The 17,058-nt window shown below is 33.2% G+C and carries 13 protein-coding genes; 9 read left to right on the top strand and 4 right to left on the bottom strand.

Translation table 11 applies throughout. The features are described 5' to 3' along the window. Window positions 1-247: 247 nt before the first annotated feature. The 3 genes from ACOQOS_RS13260 (at window position 248) to ACOQOS_RS13250 (ending at window position 3,711) form a co-directional block, all read left to right on the top strand. Window positions 248-1,405, top strand: coding sequence for a homogentisate 1,2-dioxygenase (locus ACOQOS_RS13260; protein ID WP_420570947.1), 1,158 nt, complete (start codon window positions 248-250; stop codon window positions 1,403-1,405). A 126-nt stretch (window positions 1,406-1,531) separates the two neighbouring features. Continuing rightward, window positions 1,532-2,695, top strand: a complete 1,164-nt coding sequence (gene hppD / locus ACOQOS_RS13255; protein WP_420575145.1) for a 4-hydroxyphenylpyruvate dioxygenase — start codon at window positions 1,532-1,534, stop codon at window positions 2,693-2,695. Between the two features lie 71 nt (window positions 2,696-2,766). Next, window positions 2,767-3,711, top strand: a complete 945-nt coding sequence (locus ACOQOS_RS13250) for a tryptophan 2,3-dioxygenase family protein (protein WP_420570946.1) — start codon at window positions 2,767-2,769, stop codon at window positions 3,709-3,711. A gap of 647 nt (window positions 3,712-4,358) precedes the next feature. Here ACOQOS_RS13250 and ACOQOS_RS13245 read toward each other — a convergent pair. The 4 genes from ACOQOS_RS13245 to ACOQOS_RS13230 all read right to left on the bottom strand — a co-directional run bounded on the left by ACOQOS_RS13245 (window position 4,359) and on the right by ACOQOS_RS13230 (window position 8,287). Continuing rightward, complete coding sequence (locus tag ACOQOS_RS13245) at window positions 4,359-4,616, bottom strand: hypothetical protein (RefSeq protein WP_420570945.1); 258 nt, start codon at window positions 4,614-4,616, stop codon at window positions 4,359-4,361. Window positions 4,617-4,699: 83 nt separating this feature from the next. Beyond that, entirely contained in the window at window positions 4,700-5,323 is a 624-nt protein-coding gene (locus tag ACOQOS_RS13240; RefSeq protein ID WP_420570944.1) for a hypothetical protein, read from the bottom strand. A gap of 213 nt (window positions 5,324-5,536) precedes the next feature. Continuing rightward, a complete protein-coding gene (locus tag ACOQOS_RS13235; protein ID WP_420570943.1) occupies window positions 5,537-6,415 on the bottom strand; it encodes a T9SS type A sorting domain-containing protein in 879 nt (292 codons plus the stop codon). Window positions 6,416-6,517: 102 nt separating this feature from the next. Next, entirely contained in the window at window positions 6,518-8,287 is a 1,770-nt protein-coding gene (locus ACOQOS_RS13230; protein WP_420570942.1) for a helix-turn-helix domain-containing protein, read from the bottom strand. Window positions 8,288-8,578: 291 nt separating this feature from the next. On the opposite strand from ACOQOS_RS13230, the gene ACOQOS_RS13225 reads away from it, so the two are divergent. The 6 genes from ACOQOS_RS13225 (at window position 8,579) to ACOQOS_RS13200 (ending at window position 16,760) form a co-directional block, all read left to right on the top strand. Further along, entirely contained in the window at window positions 8,579-9,355 is a 777-nt protein-coding gene (locus tag ACOQOS_RS13225; RefSeq protein ID WP_420570941.1) for a DUF3108 domain-containing protein, read from the top strand. An 8-nt stretch (window positions 9,356-9,363) separates the two neighbouring features. Continuing rightward, window positions 9,364-10,329 carry a tryptophan 2,3-dioxygenase family protein gene (locus ACOQOS_RS13220; RefSeq protein WP_420570940.1) on the top strand — a complete coding sequence of 322 codons (966 nt, stop codon included), beginning with the start codon at window positions 9,364-9,366 and terminating at the stop codon, window positions 10,327-10,329. After that, window positions 10,326-11,615 (top strand): peptidoglycan DD-metalloendopeptidase family protein, encoded by a 1,290-nt coding sequence (locus tag ACOQOS_RS13215; protein WP_420570939.1) that lies wholly within the window; start codon window positions 10,326-10,328, stop codon window positions 11,613-11,615. Before ACOQOS_RS13220 ends, ACOQOS_RS13215 begins: the two co-directional genes overlap by 4 nt. 5 nt (window positions 11,616-11,620) lie before the next feature. Further along, a complete protein-coding gene (gene pgi / locus ACOQOS_RS13210; protein WP_420570938.1) occupies window positions 11,621-13,264 on the top strand; it encodes a glucose-6-phosphate isomerase in 1,644 nt (547 codons plus the stop codon). A gap of 156 nt (window positions 13,265-13,420) precedes the next feature. Continuing rightward, a complete protein-coding gene (locus tag ACOQOS_RS13205) occupies window positions 13,421-16,156 on the top strand; it encodes a TonB-dependent receptor (RefSeq protein WP_420570937.1) in 2,736 nt (911 codons plus the stop codon). A 172-nt stretch (window positions 16,157-16,328) separates the two neighbouring features. After that, the gene (locus tag ACOQOS_RS13200) at window positions 16,329-16,760 is read left to right on the top strand and encodes a hypothetical protein (protein ID WP_420570936.1); all 432 of its coding nucleotides are present in this window, start codon (window positions 16,329-16,331) and stop codon (window positions 16,758-16,760) included. Window positions 16,761-17,058 lie beyond the last annotated feature (298 nt).

Raw genomic sequence — 17,058 nt, 5'->3', positions numbered from 1 at the left:
GTTTAAGACAACTTCCGCATACAAAATCTCCAAATAATTACGATATTTGTGTACAGATGATAAAAATTATCTGCTAAATTTATACAAGTGAAACCTTTTTGGAACGACTTACTAGCGCATTTACACTATCTTATCAAGCGAAATCCTGAATAAGATAGCGTTGTTTTTTTGCTAAATGTGAACATAATTCTTCACATTTTTCTATACCTTATCACATCATTTTTTACGATTACAAAAAAATAACAATATGCCTTTTTATCATAAATTAGGAAATATTCCACCAAAACGACACACTATTTTCAGAAAGCCAAATGGCGATTTATACTATGAACAACTTTTTGGAACCATTGGTTTTGATGGAATGTCTACAAACAGTTACCACGTACACAGACCAACACAAGTAAAAGAAATACGCAAACAGTATAGTGTTGAGCCTAAAATAGCGAAAGCAAATAATATGCAATCGTATCGCTTCCGCGGATTTCAAGTGCCACCTGAAGCAGATTATCTACAAAGTAGGAAAGTAGTATTAACCAATAGTGATTGTAATATCATATTGGCTGCTCCACAAGAATCTACGCGTGATTATTTCTACAAAAACACAGATGCAGACGAATTAATTTTCATTCACAAAGGAACAGGGAAACTCCGTACAATGCTCGGAAACCTTGACTTCAAATATGGAGACTATCTGCTAGTGCCACGTGGAGTTATATACAAAATAGACTTTGATACAGACGACAACCGATTGTTTATCGTAGAATCGTATAGACCAATATACACGCCAAAACGTTATAGAAACTGGTTCGGACAACTCTTAGAACATTCACCATTTTGCGAACGTGATATCAGAAGACCTCATGAATTAGAAACAAATGACGAAAAAGGAGAATTTCTCATCAACGTAAAAAAACAAGGTGATATTTTTGAAATGATTTATGCAACGCATCCTTTTGATGTTGTTGGATACGATGGATATAACTATCCGTATGCGTTTTCAATTCATGATTTTGAACCAATTACCGGGCGCGTTCACCAACCGCCACCAGTACATCAAACTTTTGAAACAGATGCTTTTGTAGTCTGTTCATTTGTTCCAAGATTGTACGATTATCATCCACAAGCTATTCCAGCGCCATACAATCACAGTAATATTGATAGTGATGAGGTTTTATACTATGTAGACGGTGATTTTATGAGTAGAAATGATATTGATGCAGGTCATATTTCATTACATCCTGCTGGAATCCCTCACGGACCGCATCCTGGAGCCGCGGAAAGAAGTATTGGAAAAACAGAAACAGAAGAACTTGCTGTAATGGTAGATACATTCAAACCATTACAAGTAACAGAAGAAGCAATGAAAATTGCTGATGAAGACTATTTTAAATCTTGGTTAGAATAAACAACACTGATGACACAACACACAACTAATATTGCAACACAAATTCGAGCTATGTGGTAAATACGATCTATGATTGATACAATTACACACAAAAACGAATTCGCGAAAGCATTAAAAACTAAAAAGATGGCAGCAGAAATAAAAAACTTAAGAGATTTACAAAATACAGAATACGGACTCAAAAAATTATTTGATGAAGCTGAAGATTTTCTTCCGTTACTAGGAACTGACTATGTAGAATTATATGTTGGAAACGCAAAGCAATCAGCGCATTTCTACAAAACAGCCTTTGGTTTTCAGTCTGAAGCATATGCAGGACTTGAAACAGGATTAACAGATAGAGTTTCATACGTATTAAAACAAGATAAAATTCGATTAGTCTTAACAACTCCATTAGGAAAAGGTGGAGAAATCAATGAACATATCGATTTACATGGTGATGGCGTAAAAGTAGTGGCACTTTGGGTAGAAGACGCAACAAAAGCCTTTGAAGAAACTACAAAAAGAGGCGCAAAACCCTACATGGAACCTACAAAAGAAGAAGATGAAAACGGATATGTAGTGCGTTCCGGAATTTATACCTACGGAGAAACAGTTCATATTTTTGTAGAACGTAAAAACTACAACGGAATCTTCTTGCCAGGATATCAAAAATGGGAATCTCACTACAATCCAAAACCAGTTGGTTTAAAATTTATAGATCACATGGTAGGAAATGTTGATTGGAATCAAATGAAAGAATGGTGTGAATTTTATGCGAAAGTGATGGGGTTTGCGCAAATTATTTCCTTTACAGATGATGATATTTCTACAGATTACACTGCATTGATGAGTAAAGTGATGAGTAATGGAAATGGAAGAATAAAATTTCCAATCAACGAACCAGCAAAAGGAAAGAAAAAATCACAAATAGAAGAATACCTAGATTTTTATAATGGTCCAGGAGTGCAACATATTGCTGTTGCTACAGATAATATTATTGAAACTGTTTCGCAAATGCGCGATCGTGGTGTAGAATTTTTATATGTGCCAGATACATATTATGATGACTTGTTAGAAAGAGTTGGAGATATTGATGAAGATGTAGAAGAACTCAAAAAGCACGGAATTCTAATAGATCGTGATGAAGAAGGATACTTATTGCAATTGTTTACCAAAACCATTGTTGACAGGCCTACAATGTTCTTTGAAATCATTCAACGTAAAGGAGCACAATCGTTTGGTGTAGGAAACTTTAAAGCACTATTTGAAGCGATTGAAAGAGAGCAAGAAGCTCGTGGAACTTTATAAAATAAAAACAATTAAAACGTATACTGAGCGGAGTCGAAGTATACGTTTTTTTCTCTCCAAAAAATAACAACATGACTAGAGAAGAATTACTTGCTGCCATAGACAAGAAATACTTGGATATGGGACAAGATCCTGATGTACACCTTTCAGGATTATTACATGCCGAACCTATGAAATATTGGGATTTCATTCAGGTAGACGCACTCTTAGGATTACAAACACAACGTACGCAATTGCCTGATGAGATGGTATTTTTAATTTACCATCAAGTAAACGAATTGATTTTTAAAATGATTCTGTGGGAAATGCAACAAATAGCTCATACAGAAAACATTCTACCAGAAAAATTCATCATGCATTTAATGCGTATTAGCCGTTATTTTGATTTACTTTCCAATTCATTTGATATTATGGGCGATGGAATGGAAGTAGAACAATACATGAAATTCCGTGATACATTAACACCTGCTAGCGGTTTTCAATCGGCACAATACCGAAAAATTGAAATTGCTTCTACAGAACTTATCAATTTAATTGATTACAGATTTAGAGCTACTATTGATCGTGAAACACCATACTTACACGCATATAATAATATGTATTGGCAAGTTGCAGGACACGATCCTAAAACGGGAAAACGTAGTAAACTAATGATCAATTTTGATGAAAAGTATAAAAAAGAGCTCATTGAGTGGATGAAAGAATACAACACCATCAATCTTTGGACAAAGTTTAAGCAATTACCAAGAGAATATCAAAATGATACTGAGTTAATTAATGCGATGCGTCATTATGATCATACAGTAAATATAAGTTGGGTAATGCATCATTACAACGCAGCGGCAAAGTATATTAATTCTGATAAAGGAAATGCGGAAGCGACTGGTGGAAGTGACTGGCAAAAATATATGCATCCAAAATATCAAAAAAGAATCTTTTTTCCGCAATTATGGAGTGAAGATGAACTAAAAAATTGGGGAATTACCAATTTAGAAGGTTATGAAACAATAAAATAACCAAAATAACAAAAGTGAAAAGTGTCAAAATGTTGAATATTTATCAGTAAAAATGAATAATTATTAAATATTCAATAAAAAACATCGATGAAATACCGTTATGAATATAATAATTGTGTTAAAGTCAAATACTGTGCTTGCATAGTATAGCTCTCGTCTTATATTTGCAGTGCAAAAGCGAGTGGTTTCCTTTTGCAACTTTAAGAAAAGAGATTTTCATAATTTAAAGTTTTGGTTGGTTAATAAAAAAAGAAAGCTCGATCGTCAAGATCGGGCTTTTTTATTTTATATCTGTTTGAAAGTATTGTTGATATATTTTTACTAAAAAAGGATAATCATTAAATATTCAATAAAAAACATCGACGAAATACTGCTTTGAATGCAAAAATTGTGTTAAAGTAAAATACTATGCTTGCATAGTATAATTCTCGTCTTATATTTGCAGTGCAAAAGCGAGTGGTTTCCTTTTGCAACTTTAAGAAAGAAGATTTTCATAATTTTAAAGTTTTGGTTGGTTAATAAAAAAGAGAGCTCGTTCGTAAGATCGAGCTTCTTTTTTTTATATCAATTATACCATTAAAAAAGACTGCCAAAATCCTGACAGTCTTTCATAATCATTCAATTTTCGTTCGTTGTTAATAATTAATTTAGATTCTAATTGTTGGACAAATTCTACTTGGTCCTGGATTACTTGTTGTTCCACATCCATTAGTTACACCACAACCAGGAGCGCAAGTATTAGCACAGGTAGCTGCACACGTATTTGCACAAGTTGGCGTTTCTGTTGGACAGCAAGAATGACCGTGACATGTTTGATTTGTGCCACCACCTTTTAATAAATCTTGTGTTAACTTAGAAACCGTAGATTTGTTGATTCCTAATTTTTGAATTTTTCGTTTTTTCATGATGATAATTTTAAAAATACTCCTACTCTATAAGCTTTTCGGATTCCGCTGTAAAACTGTTCGTAATTTGATTGATAAAGATGTTAGTAAGTACATCTATTTGCTGCATTAATACATTCTGTAGAAATTCGAGCCAATCGTCGTCTGAATTCTGGAGAATTTCCAATACCATTAGCAACAGCAAGAAGATTTCTAGTATTTAAAATATTTGTCCAATATCTTCCTCCATTTACATCTGGCTCTCTTAATAACAAACCTCTGTAAGCGATATATACTTTTTTAGCAATGTCATTACTTGTAATATGATTTCTATGTAGAAAAGCATTATATCTATGATTCCATCGTTGATTAGCTTCAGGAGATGAAATAAATCCTACCGCGAGTCCTCCAAATTTATCTCTGCGCAATACACCAATCCAATAATTAACAACACCAGCATTTTCAGGACAACGTTCTAAATAAGATAAATACGCTAGTCTTACGACACAGTGTTCATCAATCATTGGCGGATTTGGAATATTTGGCGGTCTAAAATCTGGATTAAAAGGAATGCTTGGTGCACTTTTGCTAGTAGTGGTTTCAGTTTTTGTGGTAGCATCTTCTTCACTGACAACTTCATCAGTTTGACAACTTGTTATATATAATGACACAACAATTAGTGAAAACGCCACTATTAAAAAGCGAGATTTTAAAAAGAATTTTTTCATAACATTTATAATTTTTGAATTGTTTCCTACTCTATTTAGGGTTTTCGGATTTCACCTATCTCGATCAAGAACAATTCAAAGTTATGTAGCGCTATTTCCCAAAACAAGCGAAGTATTTTCAGATTTATAAAATTGAATAGATCATTAATTCGCATAAAAAAGCCATCTACAGTCGAAGTGCAGATGGCTTTCCGTTTTTAACCATAAAAATCACTATTTTTTGACAATAGTCTTGATTTCCATTTTATTTCCGCGTGAAAGTTGAAAGAAATAAACTCCTTTTTGTAATTGTGAAGTATCTAAATGATAAGAACTGCTATTTGTTTTCGTGTCAATACTAATTAATTTATGCTGACTCACTTTTATTCCTTTATCCGTATAAATAATAACATCAAGTGGAAGCTTTTGCGGTGCTGTTTTTGCTTCATAAGTATATTCAAATGTTACATGATTTGTACTTGGGTTTGGAAAAGTTTTTACAGCTAAAGATTTTGCGGTAGTAGTCTCCATTATAGGAGTTGGACTGTTTTGTGCATGTAACCTGAAACTTGCTGTTGGACCAATAACATAATTATCAGTATCGTTTATATAATCAAAAAAAGTATCATACTTCAATAATTCAACAGTAACATTGTATATAGTTGGTCGTATTACATAGTCAGATTTTATTTTATAAGGATATGTTTCATAAGGTCTATATGTGTGTGACTGTGAATCAAAAGCAGTTCCTTTTTTCTTCCGAACTGGAGGAATAATTACAGGATTGGTGATTCCGAAGAAAGAAGGATCTAATTGAATACCCAAAGGCGATTGATTAAAACGACATTGCAGTCTGTAGTAAGTAATATTGTCACGTTCTGATAAGTATACGAGTTCTAAATTAAAAAAGAGATCATTATGCGGTAATACATAATAAATATTGTCAGTGACTAAACTGGTTTCCTGACCTGTGTCTCCATCTTTAACCAAAATTGTAAAGTCTAATGTATTATTTATTGGAACTTCAGAAGTTGGTGCAATAGGAGTTTGTGCAGTTAGCATCATGCTAAAAAAAGCAAACAGTGCTGTAAGTGTAAAAGTTTTTGAATTCATAACAATTGAGTTTTAAGTTATACTTAAGTAAAGTATGAATATTTGAATGTTCACTACAACAGCTACATGTTCATATTTATAAATTTAAACAAAATAAACACCTTAACGCTCAATTTTCTTGATGTAGTACGATGGATTTAAGCCAGTTTTGTTTTTAAACTCCTTAATAAAAGTCGTGGCACTTTTATATCCAATTTCTTTAGAAATAGCATGGATTGTGTAAGATCTAAATACAGAATCTTCTTTAAGTTTTACCAAAACATAGTCAATTCTCAGCTTATTTACATATTGACTGAAAGTTTGTTTTTTTACAGCATTTAAAGCTTTAGATAAGTAAGTTGTATTTGTATTTAACAACTTTGCAGTTGTGTGTAATGTTGCATCTGGAGAAAGATAAAAATGAGAACTTTCTAAAGTTTCCAATTGTTCTAAAATGGCTTTCGCTTTTTCATCTTTTATGGTAGAATTTTTTTGTGGCTTTTTAGTTTCTTTGGAAATTGTTTTTTTAGAAATATCTTCAATAATTGCTAAAAACTTTTGTTCTTTTAGCTTTGCTTTTCTGTAATAGGATAAAAATACGAGTAATAATATTGAAACCAATACAACAGCAACAGCCGTGATGATTTTCTTGTCAACTAAGCTTTGTGTTTTTTCACTGGCTAATTTTTCATTCTCTAGTACTTGTTCTTTTATATCGCCTTCATATAATAATTTCCGAGCAAACTTATTTTTTTCATTTTTTGCGTCAATAATCTCTTTTGATCTTCGGAGATATTCGACTTCTTTTGCTTGATTTTGTTGAATTCGAGAAATTTGAATTGCCAACTCATACATCTCTTCAATTTTATCTGTGTATGTATCTGGACCTACGCGTTCAAAAATATCGTCTAATAATAACAACGCTTCTTTATACTTTTCCTGCTTACTCAGGTTTTCGGCAATATAAAAATCTGTGATATATAAGTTGTTTTGCAAGCTGGTCGCTCTAAGCATTTCCTTGCCTTCTTTTAAAAAACCTAAGGATGTATGATATTCGCCTTTTTCATGGTATACTTTTCCTAGGTTAATTTTAAAGCGTCCTTTAGAAATTTGATCATTATTTTTTTCGGCTAATTCAATACCTGTAGTATAAACTTCTTGCGCTTCATCAAATCGTTTCAATTCGGCAAGACACAGCACTTTTCCAACCAAAGCGCTTAAACGTGTAACATCTCTTTGATCGGAAATGTTGCCAGCTTCCTTATCTAATATTTCTAAGACAGAATTGTAGCTATTCAACGCACTTTCATATCTGTCTAGCTTGGCGCGAATATTAGCAATATTATTCAAACATATAATTTCGTACGACACATTTTGTGTCTCTGTAGCAAGATCTTTGGCAAGAAGATATGGTACTAAAGCATCATCGTATGCGCCTAATACATACCAAGTACTTCCGAGTAGCACATTTCCACTAATGCTACTCATGGTATCTTTCATTTTCTCGGCAATCCTAGTAGAAGTATAAGCTCTTTTTAAAGCCTCATTATGTTTTGATTGCAAAAAGGAAATGTATGCCATTTGAAAATTAGCAAAAAATTGAATCGCATCATTTTCTTCTTTTCTTCCTCTTTCTAAATATATTTTGCAATACGCTAAACCTAAAAGAGTGTCGTTTGTTTGATAAAAAGTATCCTGAATTAATTCTTCAATTCTATCTGTAGAATCAGATTGTGTAATAAATGATTGTATTTCTTTAGAAATAAGAATGTCACGTTTACTACTTGTGTTTTGAGCTGTAGTATAATTTGAACATAGTATGAACGCACAAAATAAACTAACACAAAATATATGAATTCGAATAATTGGTAATATGCAGTAAATGCTTTTCATGGTAATGGTAGTTTGTAAGAAGTCGGCTCATAAACTGATCAGAAATATACAATTTAATATTGAATACAATATCTGTCGAAAGTAAATTTTAAATGTTACAATTTGTAAGAAATTGCTAGAATTTAAATAATAGCATGCATATACATACAAGAAAATATAGCTAAAAAAGGCAGCTGTTTTTCAGATAAACACAAATTCTAACATTTTTTTTGGAATAGTAATTGCGTTACAACAATAAATTAACAAAAAGTAATGCGAATTTTATTATTTTTACAAACCTTTACATCAAACATGAAACGTACATTTACTATACTATTCTTGCTAGCATGCATTACACTGCAAGCGCAAAAAAAAGATACAGCATTCACAACCGGCGAATGGTTCAAATTTAGAATTCATTATGGATTCATAAACGCGAGCTATGCGACACTAGAAGTTAAAGACGAATATCTTAACGGGAAAAGTGTATTCCATGTTGTTGGAAAAGGGAAAACTACAGGATTTGCAAGCTGGTTTTTTAAAGTTGATGATAACTACGAAAGCTACTTTGACAAAGAAACTGGTGCACCGTACAAATTTATCAGAAAAATTGATGAAGGCGGACATACAAAAGATATTGAAATTAACTTCAATTACAATAAGCAAAAGGCTTTAGTCAACAATAAAAAGCACAACACAAAAAAAGAATACAATATCGAAAAAGATGTGCAAGACATGGTTTCGGCATTTTATTACTTACGAAATAACTATGATGTTTCAGACATTAAAGTTGGAGAGGAAATAGTATTGAACATGTTTTTTGATAAAGAAAACTTCAAATTCAAACTCAAATTCTTAGGAAGAGAAAACATGAAAACGAAATTTGGAAAAGTTCCTTGCTTAAAATTCAGACCTTATGTACAAGCAGGACGTGTTTTTAAAGAGAATGAAAGTTTAACGCTTTGGGTTTCTGACGATGAAAACAAAATTCCAATTCGCATCAAAGCAAAACTAATGGTAGGTTCATTAAAAGCTGATTTAGATGCGTTCAAAGGTTTAAAACATCCTTTTAAAATAATAGTAGATTAAAGTACAGTATGGAAATCCCACCAGAAATTGCAGAACGAATTGAAAAATTAGACAAGAAATACACAAATTCTGGGCAAGACTTAGGCTCTTATCTTGACGGCTTACTGCATCAAAGATATCTTACTTATTGGGATTATATTCACCTAGATACCTTACTTAGCTTACAAATACCACGTACATTTTTTCCTGATGAAGAAATATTCATCATGTATCATCAAATCACAGAATTGTACTTTAAACTCATCATTCATGAACAAAAGCAAATCATAGATGATAAGCATCAAACTGCAGAATTTTTTACGCAACGAATTCATAGAATAAACAACTATTTTAAAGCGTTAATTTCTTCTTTTGAAATTATGATCAATGGTATGGAAAGAGAGCAGTTCTTAAACTACCGAATGTCGTTATTGCCTGCTAGCGGTTTCCAATCGGCGCAATACAGAATGATTGAATTGTATTCTACAGCAATGGAAAACCTAGTACATCATACAGTACGCGATCAATTCTCATCAAAAAATACATTAGACGATCTTTACGAAAACATCTACTGGAAAAAAGGCGCTACCGATAGTAAAACGGGCGAAAAAACATTGACGCTCAAACAATTTGAATATCGATATACGCCACGTTTCATGCGAATAGCCAAAGAAGTGGAAACAAGTACAATATATCATCGTTATTTAGCGTTGCCTACAGAAGTTAAGCAAAATAAAAACTTAATAGAAGCGCTCAAAACACTAGATTTGAATGCAAATGTCAATTGGCCATTAATGCATATGGGCTCGGCATATCGCTATTTAAGACGTGAAAAAAAGACGATTGAAGCTACTGGTGGAACAAATTGGAGAGAATACTTGCCTCCAAGTTTTCAAAAAGTGATCTTTTTTCCCGAAATTTGGAGCGAAAATGAAAAAAACGAATGGGGAAAAGAATGGGTAGACCATATCTTTAACACAGAAAGGAAACAATGAGAATCGGGAAAATTTTACTAATTACATTACTATTAATAGGTTTCAACGCTTGTAAAGAAGCCAAAAAGGAAACGCAAGAAATTGCAAAAATAGAAGCGCCGGCACCAGATCCTATGGAATTTGGTTTTCACCTAAACGACTATGTTGTGGTAAAAGATACGGTGAGAAATGGTGATACGTTTGGAAAAATTCTTGAAAAAAATCATGTTGGATACGGAACAGTCTTCAATATTGTAGAAAAAACAAAAGATACATTTGATGTTAGTAGAATAGGTGTTGGAAAACCATATACCTTATTATGTACTAAAGGCGATTCATTACAAAGACCAGAATGCTTCATCTATCAACCAAATAGTATTGATTATGTAGTGATAAAATTTAAAGATTCTATCAATGCATATAAGGAAAGTAAACCTGTTAAAATTGTAGAAAGAGAAACGTCAGGAGTGATCACAAGTTCATTATCCGGAGCTATTGATGAAGCAGGTTTAAGTCAAAGATTGGTTGGAGATATGTCGGATATCTATGCATGGACAATTGATTTCTTTCGCTTACAAAAAGGAGATGAATATAAGCTTGTATTTACTGAAAAATATATAAACGATACCACTTTCGTGGGAATTGAAAAAATTAAAGCGGCATACTTCAAACATAATGGAGAACCATTTTATGCCTTTGAGTTTGAGACAGACAGCGTAAAGCAAATTGTAGATTACTATGATGAAAAGGCAAAAAACCTACGTCGTGCTTTCTTAAAAGCGCCAGTTGTCTTTAAAAATGTACGTATTTCATCAAGATATAATTTAAGAAGACGTATAAAACTATACGGAAATCGTATTCGACCACATAAAGGAACTGATTTTGCAGCTCCAATAGGAACGCCGATAATCTCAACAGCCAATGGAGTTGTAGTTGAATCAGCACGCAGAGGTGGAAACGGAAACTATGTAAAAGTAAAACACAACAGTACCTATACGACACAATATTTGCACATGAAAAAGCGTAAAGTAAAAGTGGGCGAATTTGTAAAACAAGGTGACGTAATTGGTTGGGTCGGAATGACAGGAAACACTTCGGGTCCGCATGTATGCTACCGATTCTGGAAAAATGGAAAACAAGTAGATCCGTTTAAGCAAAAACTACCAGACGCAGATCCAATAGATGCAAAGCTCAAAGAATCATACTTAGAGTTCATAAAACCGTTAAAAACTCGAATTGACGGTATAGAAATACAACTTCCTCAAGAAGAAATAAAAGAAGAAGAAGCAATAACTGTTATAAACTAAAAGCCATGCTAACAAACATAAACCCTACAGAAACTGAAGTTTGGAAAAGACTTCAGGAGCATTTCTATGCAACGAAATCGTTTGCGCTACAAGAATATTTTAAAACAGATGCTGAAAGAGCAGATCGTTTTTCCATCAAGTGGAACGACTTTTATGTTGACTATTCAAAAAATCGAATTTCTCAACAAACTATGGATTTGCTATTAGAATTGGCAGCTGAGGTCAATCTAAAAGAAAACATTGAAAAATACTTTAGCGGAGATATCATCAATGAAACAGAAGGTAGAGCGGTGTTGCATACTGCTTTGCGCGAGAAAGAAAACGCAACAGTATATGTAGATGGTAAAAACATTATTCCAGAAGTATATGAGGTAAAGCAGAAAATAAAAGACTTCTCCAATGCTATCATTTCTGGAAACAAAAAAGGATTCACTGGAAAAGCATTTACCGATGTTGTAAATATTGGAATTGGTGGTTCCGATTTAGGTCCAGCAATGGTTACAGAAGCATTAGCACATTACAAAAACCACTTAAACGTACATTTTGTATCTAATGTAGACGGTGATCATGTACAAGAAGTGATCAAAAACTTAAATCCAGAAACTACCTTGTTTGTCATTGTTTCTAAAACATTTACAACACAAGAAACGTTGACGAATGCAATGACCATTCGCAAATGGTTTTTATCGCATGCATCTGAAGAAGCAGTAGCAAAACACTTTGTGGCAGTTTCGACGAATTTGGAAAAGATAAACGAATTCGGAATTGCATCAGAAAATGTATTTCCGATGTGGAATTGGGTAGGTGGGCGTTTTTCACTTTGGAGCGCCGTTGGTTTATCTATTAGTTTGGCAACTGGTTATGATAACTTTGACAAATTGTTGACTGGAGCACATGATATGGATACACACTTCAAAACTGCTTCATTCGATCAAAACATTCCAATTGTATTAGCGCTACTAAGCATATGGTACAACAATTTCTATGGAGCAGAAAGCGAAGCAATTATTCCTTACACACAATATTTACATCGCTTTTCAGCATATCTACAACAAGGAATTATGGAAAGTAATGGTAAAAGTGTAGACAGAAAAGGAAACCGTGTTAACTATGAAACAGGAACCTTAATTTGGGGAGAACCAGGAACGAATTCACAACATGCATTCTTTCAGCTCATACATCAAGGAACTAAACTCATTCCTGCAGATTTCATCGGATATGTACATTCATTATATAATGATAAAGATCATCATGAAAAACTAATGGCGAATTTCTTTGCTCAAACAGAAGCGTTATTAAATGGAAAAACAAAAGAAGAAGTTGTAGCGGAGTTAACTGCAAAAGGAATGGAAACTACAGAGATAGAAAAGTTACTTCCATATAAAATATTTGAAGGAAATAAACCTACAAATACCATATTAATAAATAAACTAACTCCAGAAAGTTTAGGATCTTTAATAGCATTATATGAGCATAAAATATTTGTACAAGGTGTAATTTGGAATATTTTTAGCTATGATCAATGGGGAGTTGAGCTCGGAAAACAACTTGCAACAAAAATTTTAACAGACATTAAGAGTGCTGAAATTGCAGAACATGATAGCTCAACCACTAATCTTTTAAAATTCTTCAAAGAAAACAGGAAATAAATGTTAATAATTCGGTTTATATCTTAATTCACTGCAAAACAAACAAATAAGTTAAAAATGTAAATTTGGTAAAATGTTAAAACATTTAACATTCGCTTAATATATGCATGCACAATAAATGCGATTTTTGCGGCATTAAATAAACTAATAAAACTTATGAAGACGATTAACAATTTGTTTTTTGTAGTAGCAATGTTCTTAGTAACATCTGTTGCTTTTTCTCAAGGAACAATTACAGGTAAGGTAGTAGACGCTGAAGGGCCATTACCAGGAGCTAGTGTAGTTGTAAAGGGAACATCAAATGGAACATCAACCGACATTGATGGAAAATTTAAACTAAATGTAAAAGATGCTAAAGGTACAATCGAAGTATCATTTGTAGGATTTGCAACACAATCCATTACATTTAATGTAACTGGAGGAACGAAAGATTTAGGAACTATTATTTTAGCTTCTGACAATTCTCTTGATGAAGTAGTAATTGTTGGTGTAGTTGATATCGCGAAAGAGCGTGAAACGCCAGTAGCAGTATCTACAATTAAAGCTGAAGAAATTGTTGAAAGATTAGGTAACCAAGAACTTCCTGAACTATTAAATGCTACACCATCTGTGTATGCTACTAAATCTGGAGGTGGATTTGGAGATTCAAGAATTAACATTCGTGGTTTTGACCAAGTAAACACTGCTGTATTAATTAACGGTGTACCTGTTAATGATATGGAGAATGGACGTGTATTCTGGAGTAACTGGACTGGTTTAGCTGATGTTGCTTCTGCAATTCAGGTACAAAGAGGTTTAGGGTCTTCTAAATTAGCGATTTCTTCTGTTGGTGGTACATTAAACATTGTAACTAAAACTACAGAAAGAAACGAAGGTGGATTTGTTGGAACTACTTTAGGTAACGACAACTACTTAAAAACAATCGCTTCTTATTCTACAGGAAGAATGGATAACGGATTCGCATTTACTGGATTATTCAGTAGAACTGCTGGAGACGGATATATTAATGGAACTGCTTTTGAAGGATATAACTATTTCTTAGGATTTGGATGGACTGATGAAGACAGAACACATGACGTACAATTTACTGTAACTGGTGCTCCACAGGTTCACAACCAAAGAACAACAAGCTTCTTTAACGCTGCAACAATTGAGCAATACTTACAATTTGGAGACAAATATAACTTCAACCATGGTACATTAAATGGTGAAGAATTTAACTGGAGAAGAAACTTCTACCACAAACCAGTATTATCTTTAAACTGGGATTGGAACATCTCTGACAAAACAAAATTATCTACTGTAGGATACGCTTCTTTCGGACGTGGAGGAGGAACTGGAGATATCGGAAGATTACCAGGATTTAACTTCGCTTCTAGTTCAATTTTCAGAAACCAAACAACTGGAGAAGTACAGTGGAATAAAATTGTACAATATAACAGAGGACAAGCAGTTACTTTCTCTGACGGTAACGTTTATCAAAGAACAGACCAAGAAAATGGTTTATTCATCAACGATAGTAGAGACAATGGTATCTCAAGAAGAGCTTCTATCAACTCTCATAACTGGTTTGGTTTATTAGCAAACTTAAACACTGAGTTAACTGACAACTTAACGTTAGATGTTGGATTTGACGCAAGAACATACAAAGGATTCCACTACAGAAGAATAGACAACTTATTAGGAGCAGACGGATACAGAGATAATGATGATGTAAACAATCCTAACAGAGTATTAACAAACACATACTCTTCTGACTTCGGATCTATCGTAAACGTATTTAAAGATATCGATGACGAAGATAAAATTGACTACTACAACATTGGTTATGTACGTTGGTTAGGAATCTTTGGTCAATTAGAATATAAGAAAGATGATATTTCTGCATTCGTACAATTCTCTGGATCTCACCAAGGATTTAGTAGAGAAGATTTATTCAATGTATTAGCAGCAGACGGACAACGTACTGACTGGGAAAACATTTTAGGAGGAACAGTAAAAGGTGGATTAAACTACAACATTGACGAAAATCACAATGTATTTGGTAATGCTGGTTACTACTCTAAGCAACCATTATTTGATGCGATTTTCCTTGACTTCGAAAATGATGTAAACCCTGACTACGTAAACGAAAAAGTATTTGGTGTTGAATTAGGATACGGATACAAGTCTGAAAAATTAAATGTAAACCTTAACTTATATAGAACTTCTTGGAAAGATAGATTTATACAAGTATTTGGAACATTCCCAGCACCTACTCCTACTGAACCTGATGCTACTGTTCAAGGACGTTCTAGCTTAGTTGGTGTTGAGCAAATTCACTCAGGAGTTGAATTAGAATTCACATACAAGCCAATAGACATGTTAACTTTTAGAGGTATGGCTTCTGTTGGTAATTGGGAATACGGAGGAACAGTTTCTGGACCTGCATTTGACTTAAACGATAATTCTGTAGTTGGAGAAAATACACTATTCTTAGATGACGTAAAAGTTGGAAATGCTGCGCAAACTACAATGCGTTTAGCAATGATTGTTGAGCCAGTTGAAAACTTAAAGTTTGATATTGCTGGGTTTAGAGCAGACGACTTATACGCTGATATTAGAGCTGAAGACTTTGACGAAGCAGATAACAGAGGATCATTACAATTACCTGCTTACAACTTATTTGATGGTGGTGTATCTTACAAATGGTTCGTTGGAAAAGAAAAAGATAAAACAATCAACTTCAGATTAAATATCAACAACTTATTCAATACTACTTATTTAGCTGAGTCACAAACAAATATATTTGCTGATCCAGGAGACAATACGTATGACGGAATCAACACAAGAAACAAAGCTTTCTTCGGATTTGGAAGAACTTGGAACTTTACAGTACGTTACAACTTCTAAGAAGTTAAAACGTTATAAATACCAAAAAGCCTCGCATTTGCGAGGCTTTTTTTATACCTAAATTTTAACCCTAAAAAGGAAAAAGTCCGTGCTTTAAACACATACAAAACCATAACACAATCAAAAAAATAAGTACCTTTGTGACTCAACTAAAAACAAACACCTTCGCAAAATGATAAAAACACTACACTCGTATTGGGCATATTTCGTCTTAATCATGTTAGTCATTGCAGTAGTCAATGCCATCATAGGATTTACCTCAGGGAAAAAATTTGTGTCAAAAGACTTACGAATTTCACTATTCGCACTCATATTTACACACTTGCAATTACTGATTGGAATCATTCTATATTTCACTTCTGTAAAAGGATTTCAAATGATACAAGCAAATGGAATGAAATTAGTCAGCGCCGATCGATTATTAGCTTTAGAACATCCATTAGTAGGAATCTTAGCAATCGTTTTCATTACCATAGGTTGGTCTAAGCACAAAAAACAACAAACAGACAAAAGAGCTTTTGGTAAAATTGCATTCTTTTACGGGTTGGGTCTATTGTTAATTCTTTCAAGATTACCTTGGAAAGATTGGTTAGGCTTATACTAAAAAAAACAGCATACGTCAATACAAAAAAATCCTTGTCGCAATGGCAAGGATTTTCTGTTTTTATATAATACTCTAAATAAACATTTAGCGAAACTATAATATGAATTGAAAATAGTCTTACATCTCAATTCTACCAGCGAAGCGGTCTAATATCTTTTTTGAGTTATTTCTTGCTTTCCGTTATATCTTTTTTTGCCATATAGCAAAGCAAAAAAAGGATGCCACTACAATCAGGACTAAAAAGCATAAAAAAATCCTTATCAGTTACGATAAGGATTTTTTTATATCACAATTTTCA

The sequence above is a fragment of the Kordia sp. genome, from assembly GCF_965224175.1.
Taxonomy (GTDB): Bacteria; Bacteroidota; Bacteroidia; order Flavobacteriales; family Flavobacteriaceae; genus Kordia.
Note: the sequence above shows the minus strand (reverse complement) of the source record. Positions and strands in the feature narration are given on the sequence as shown.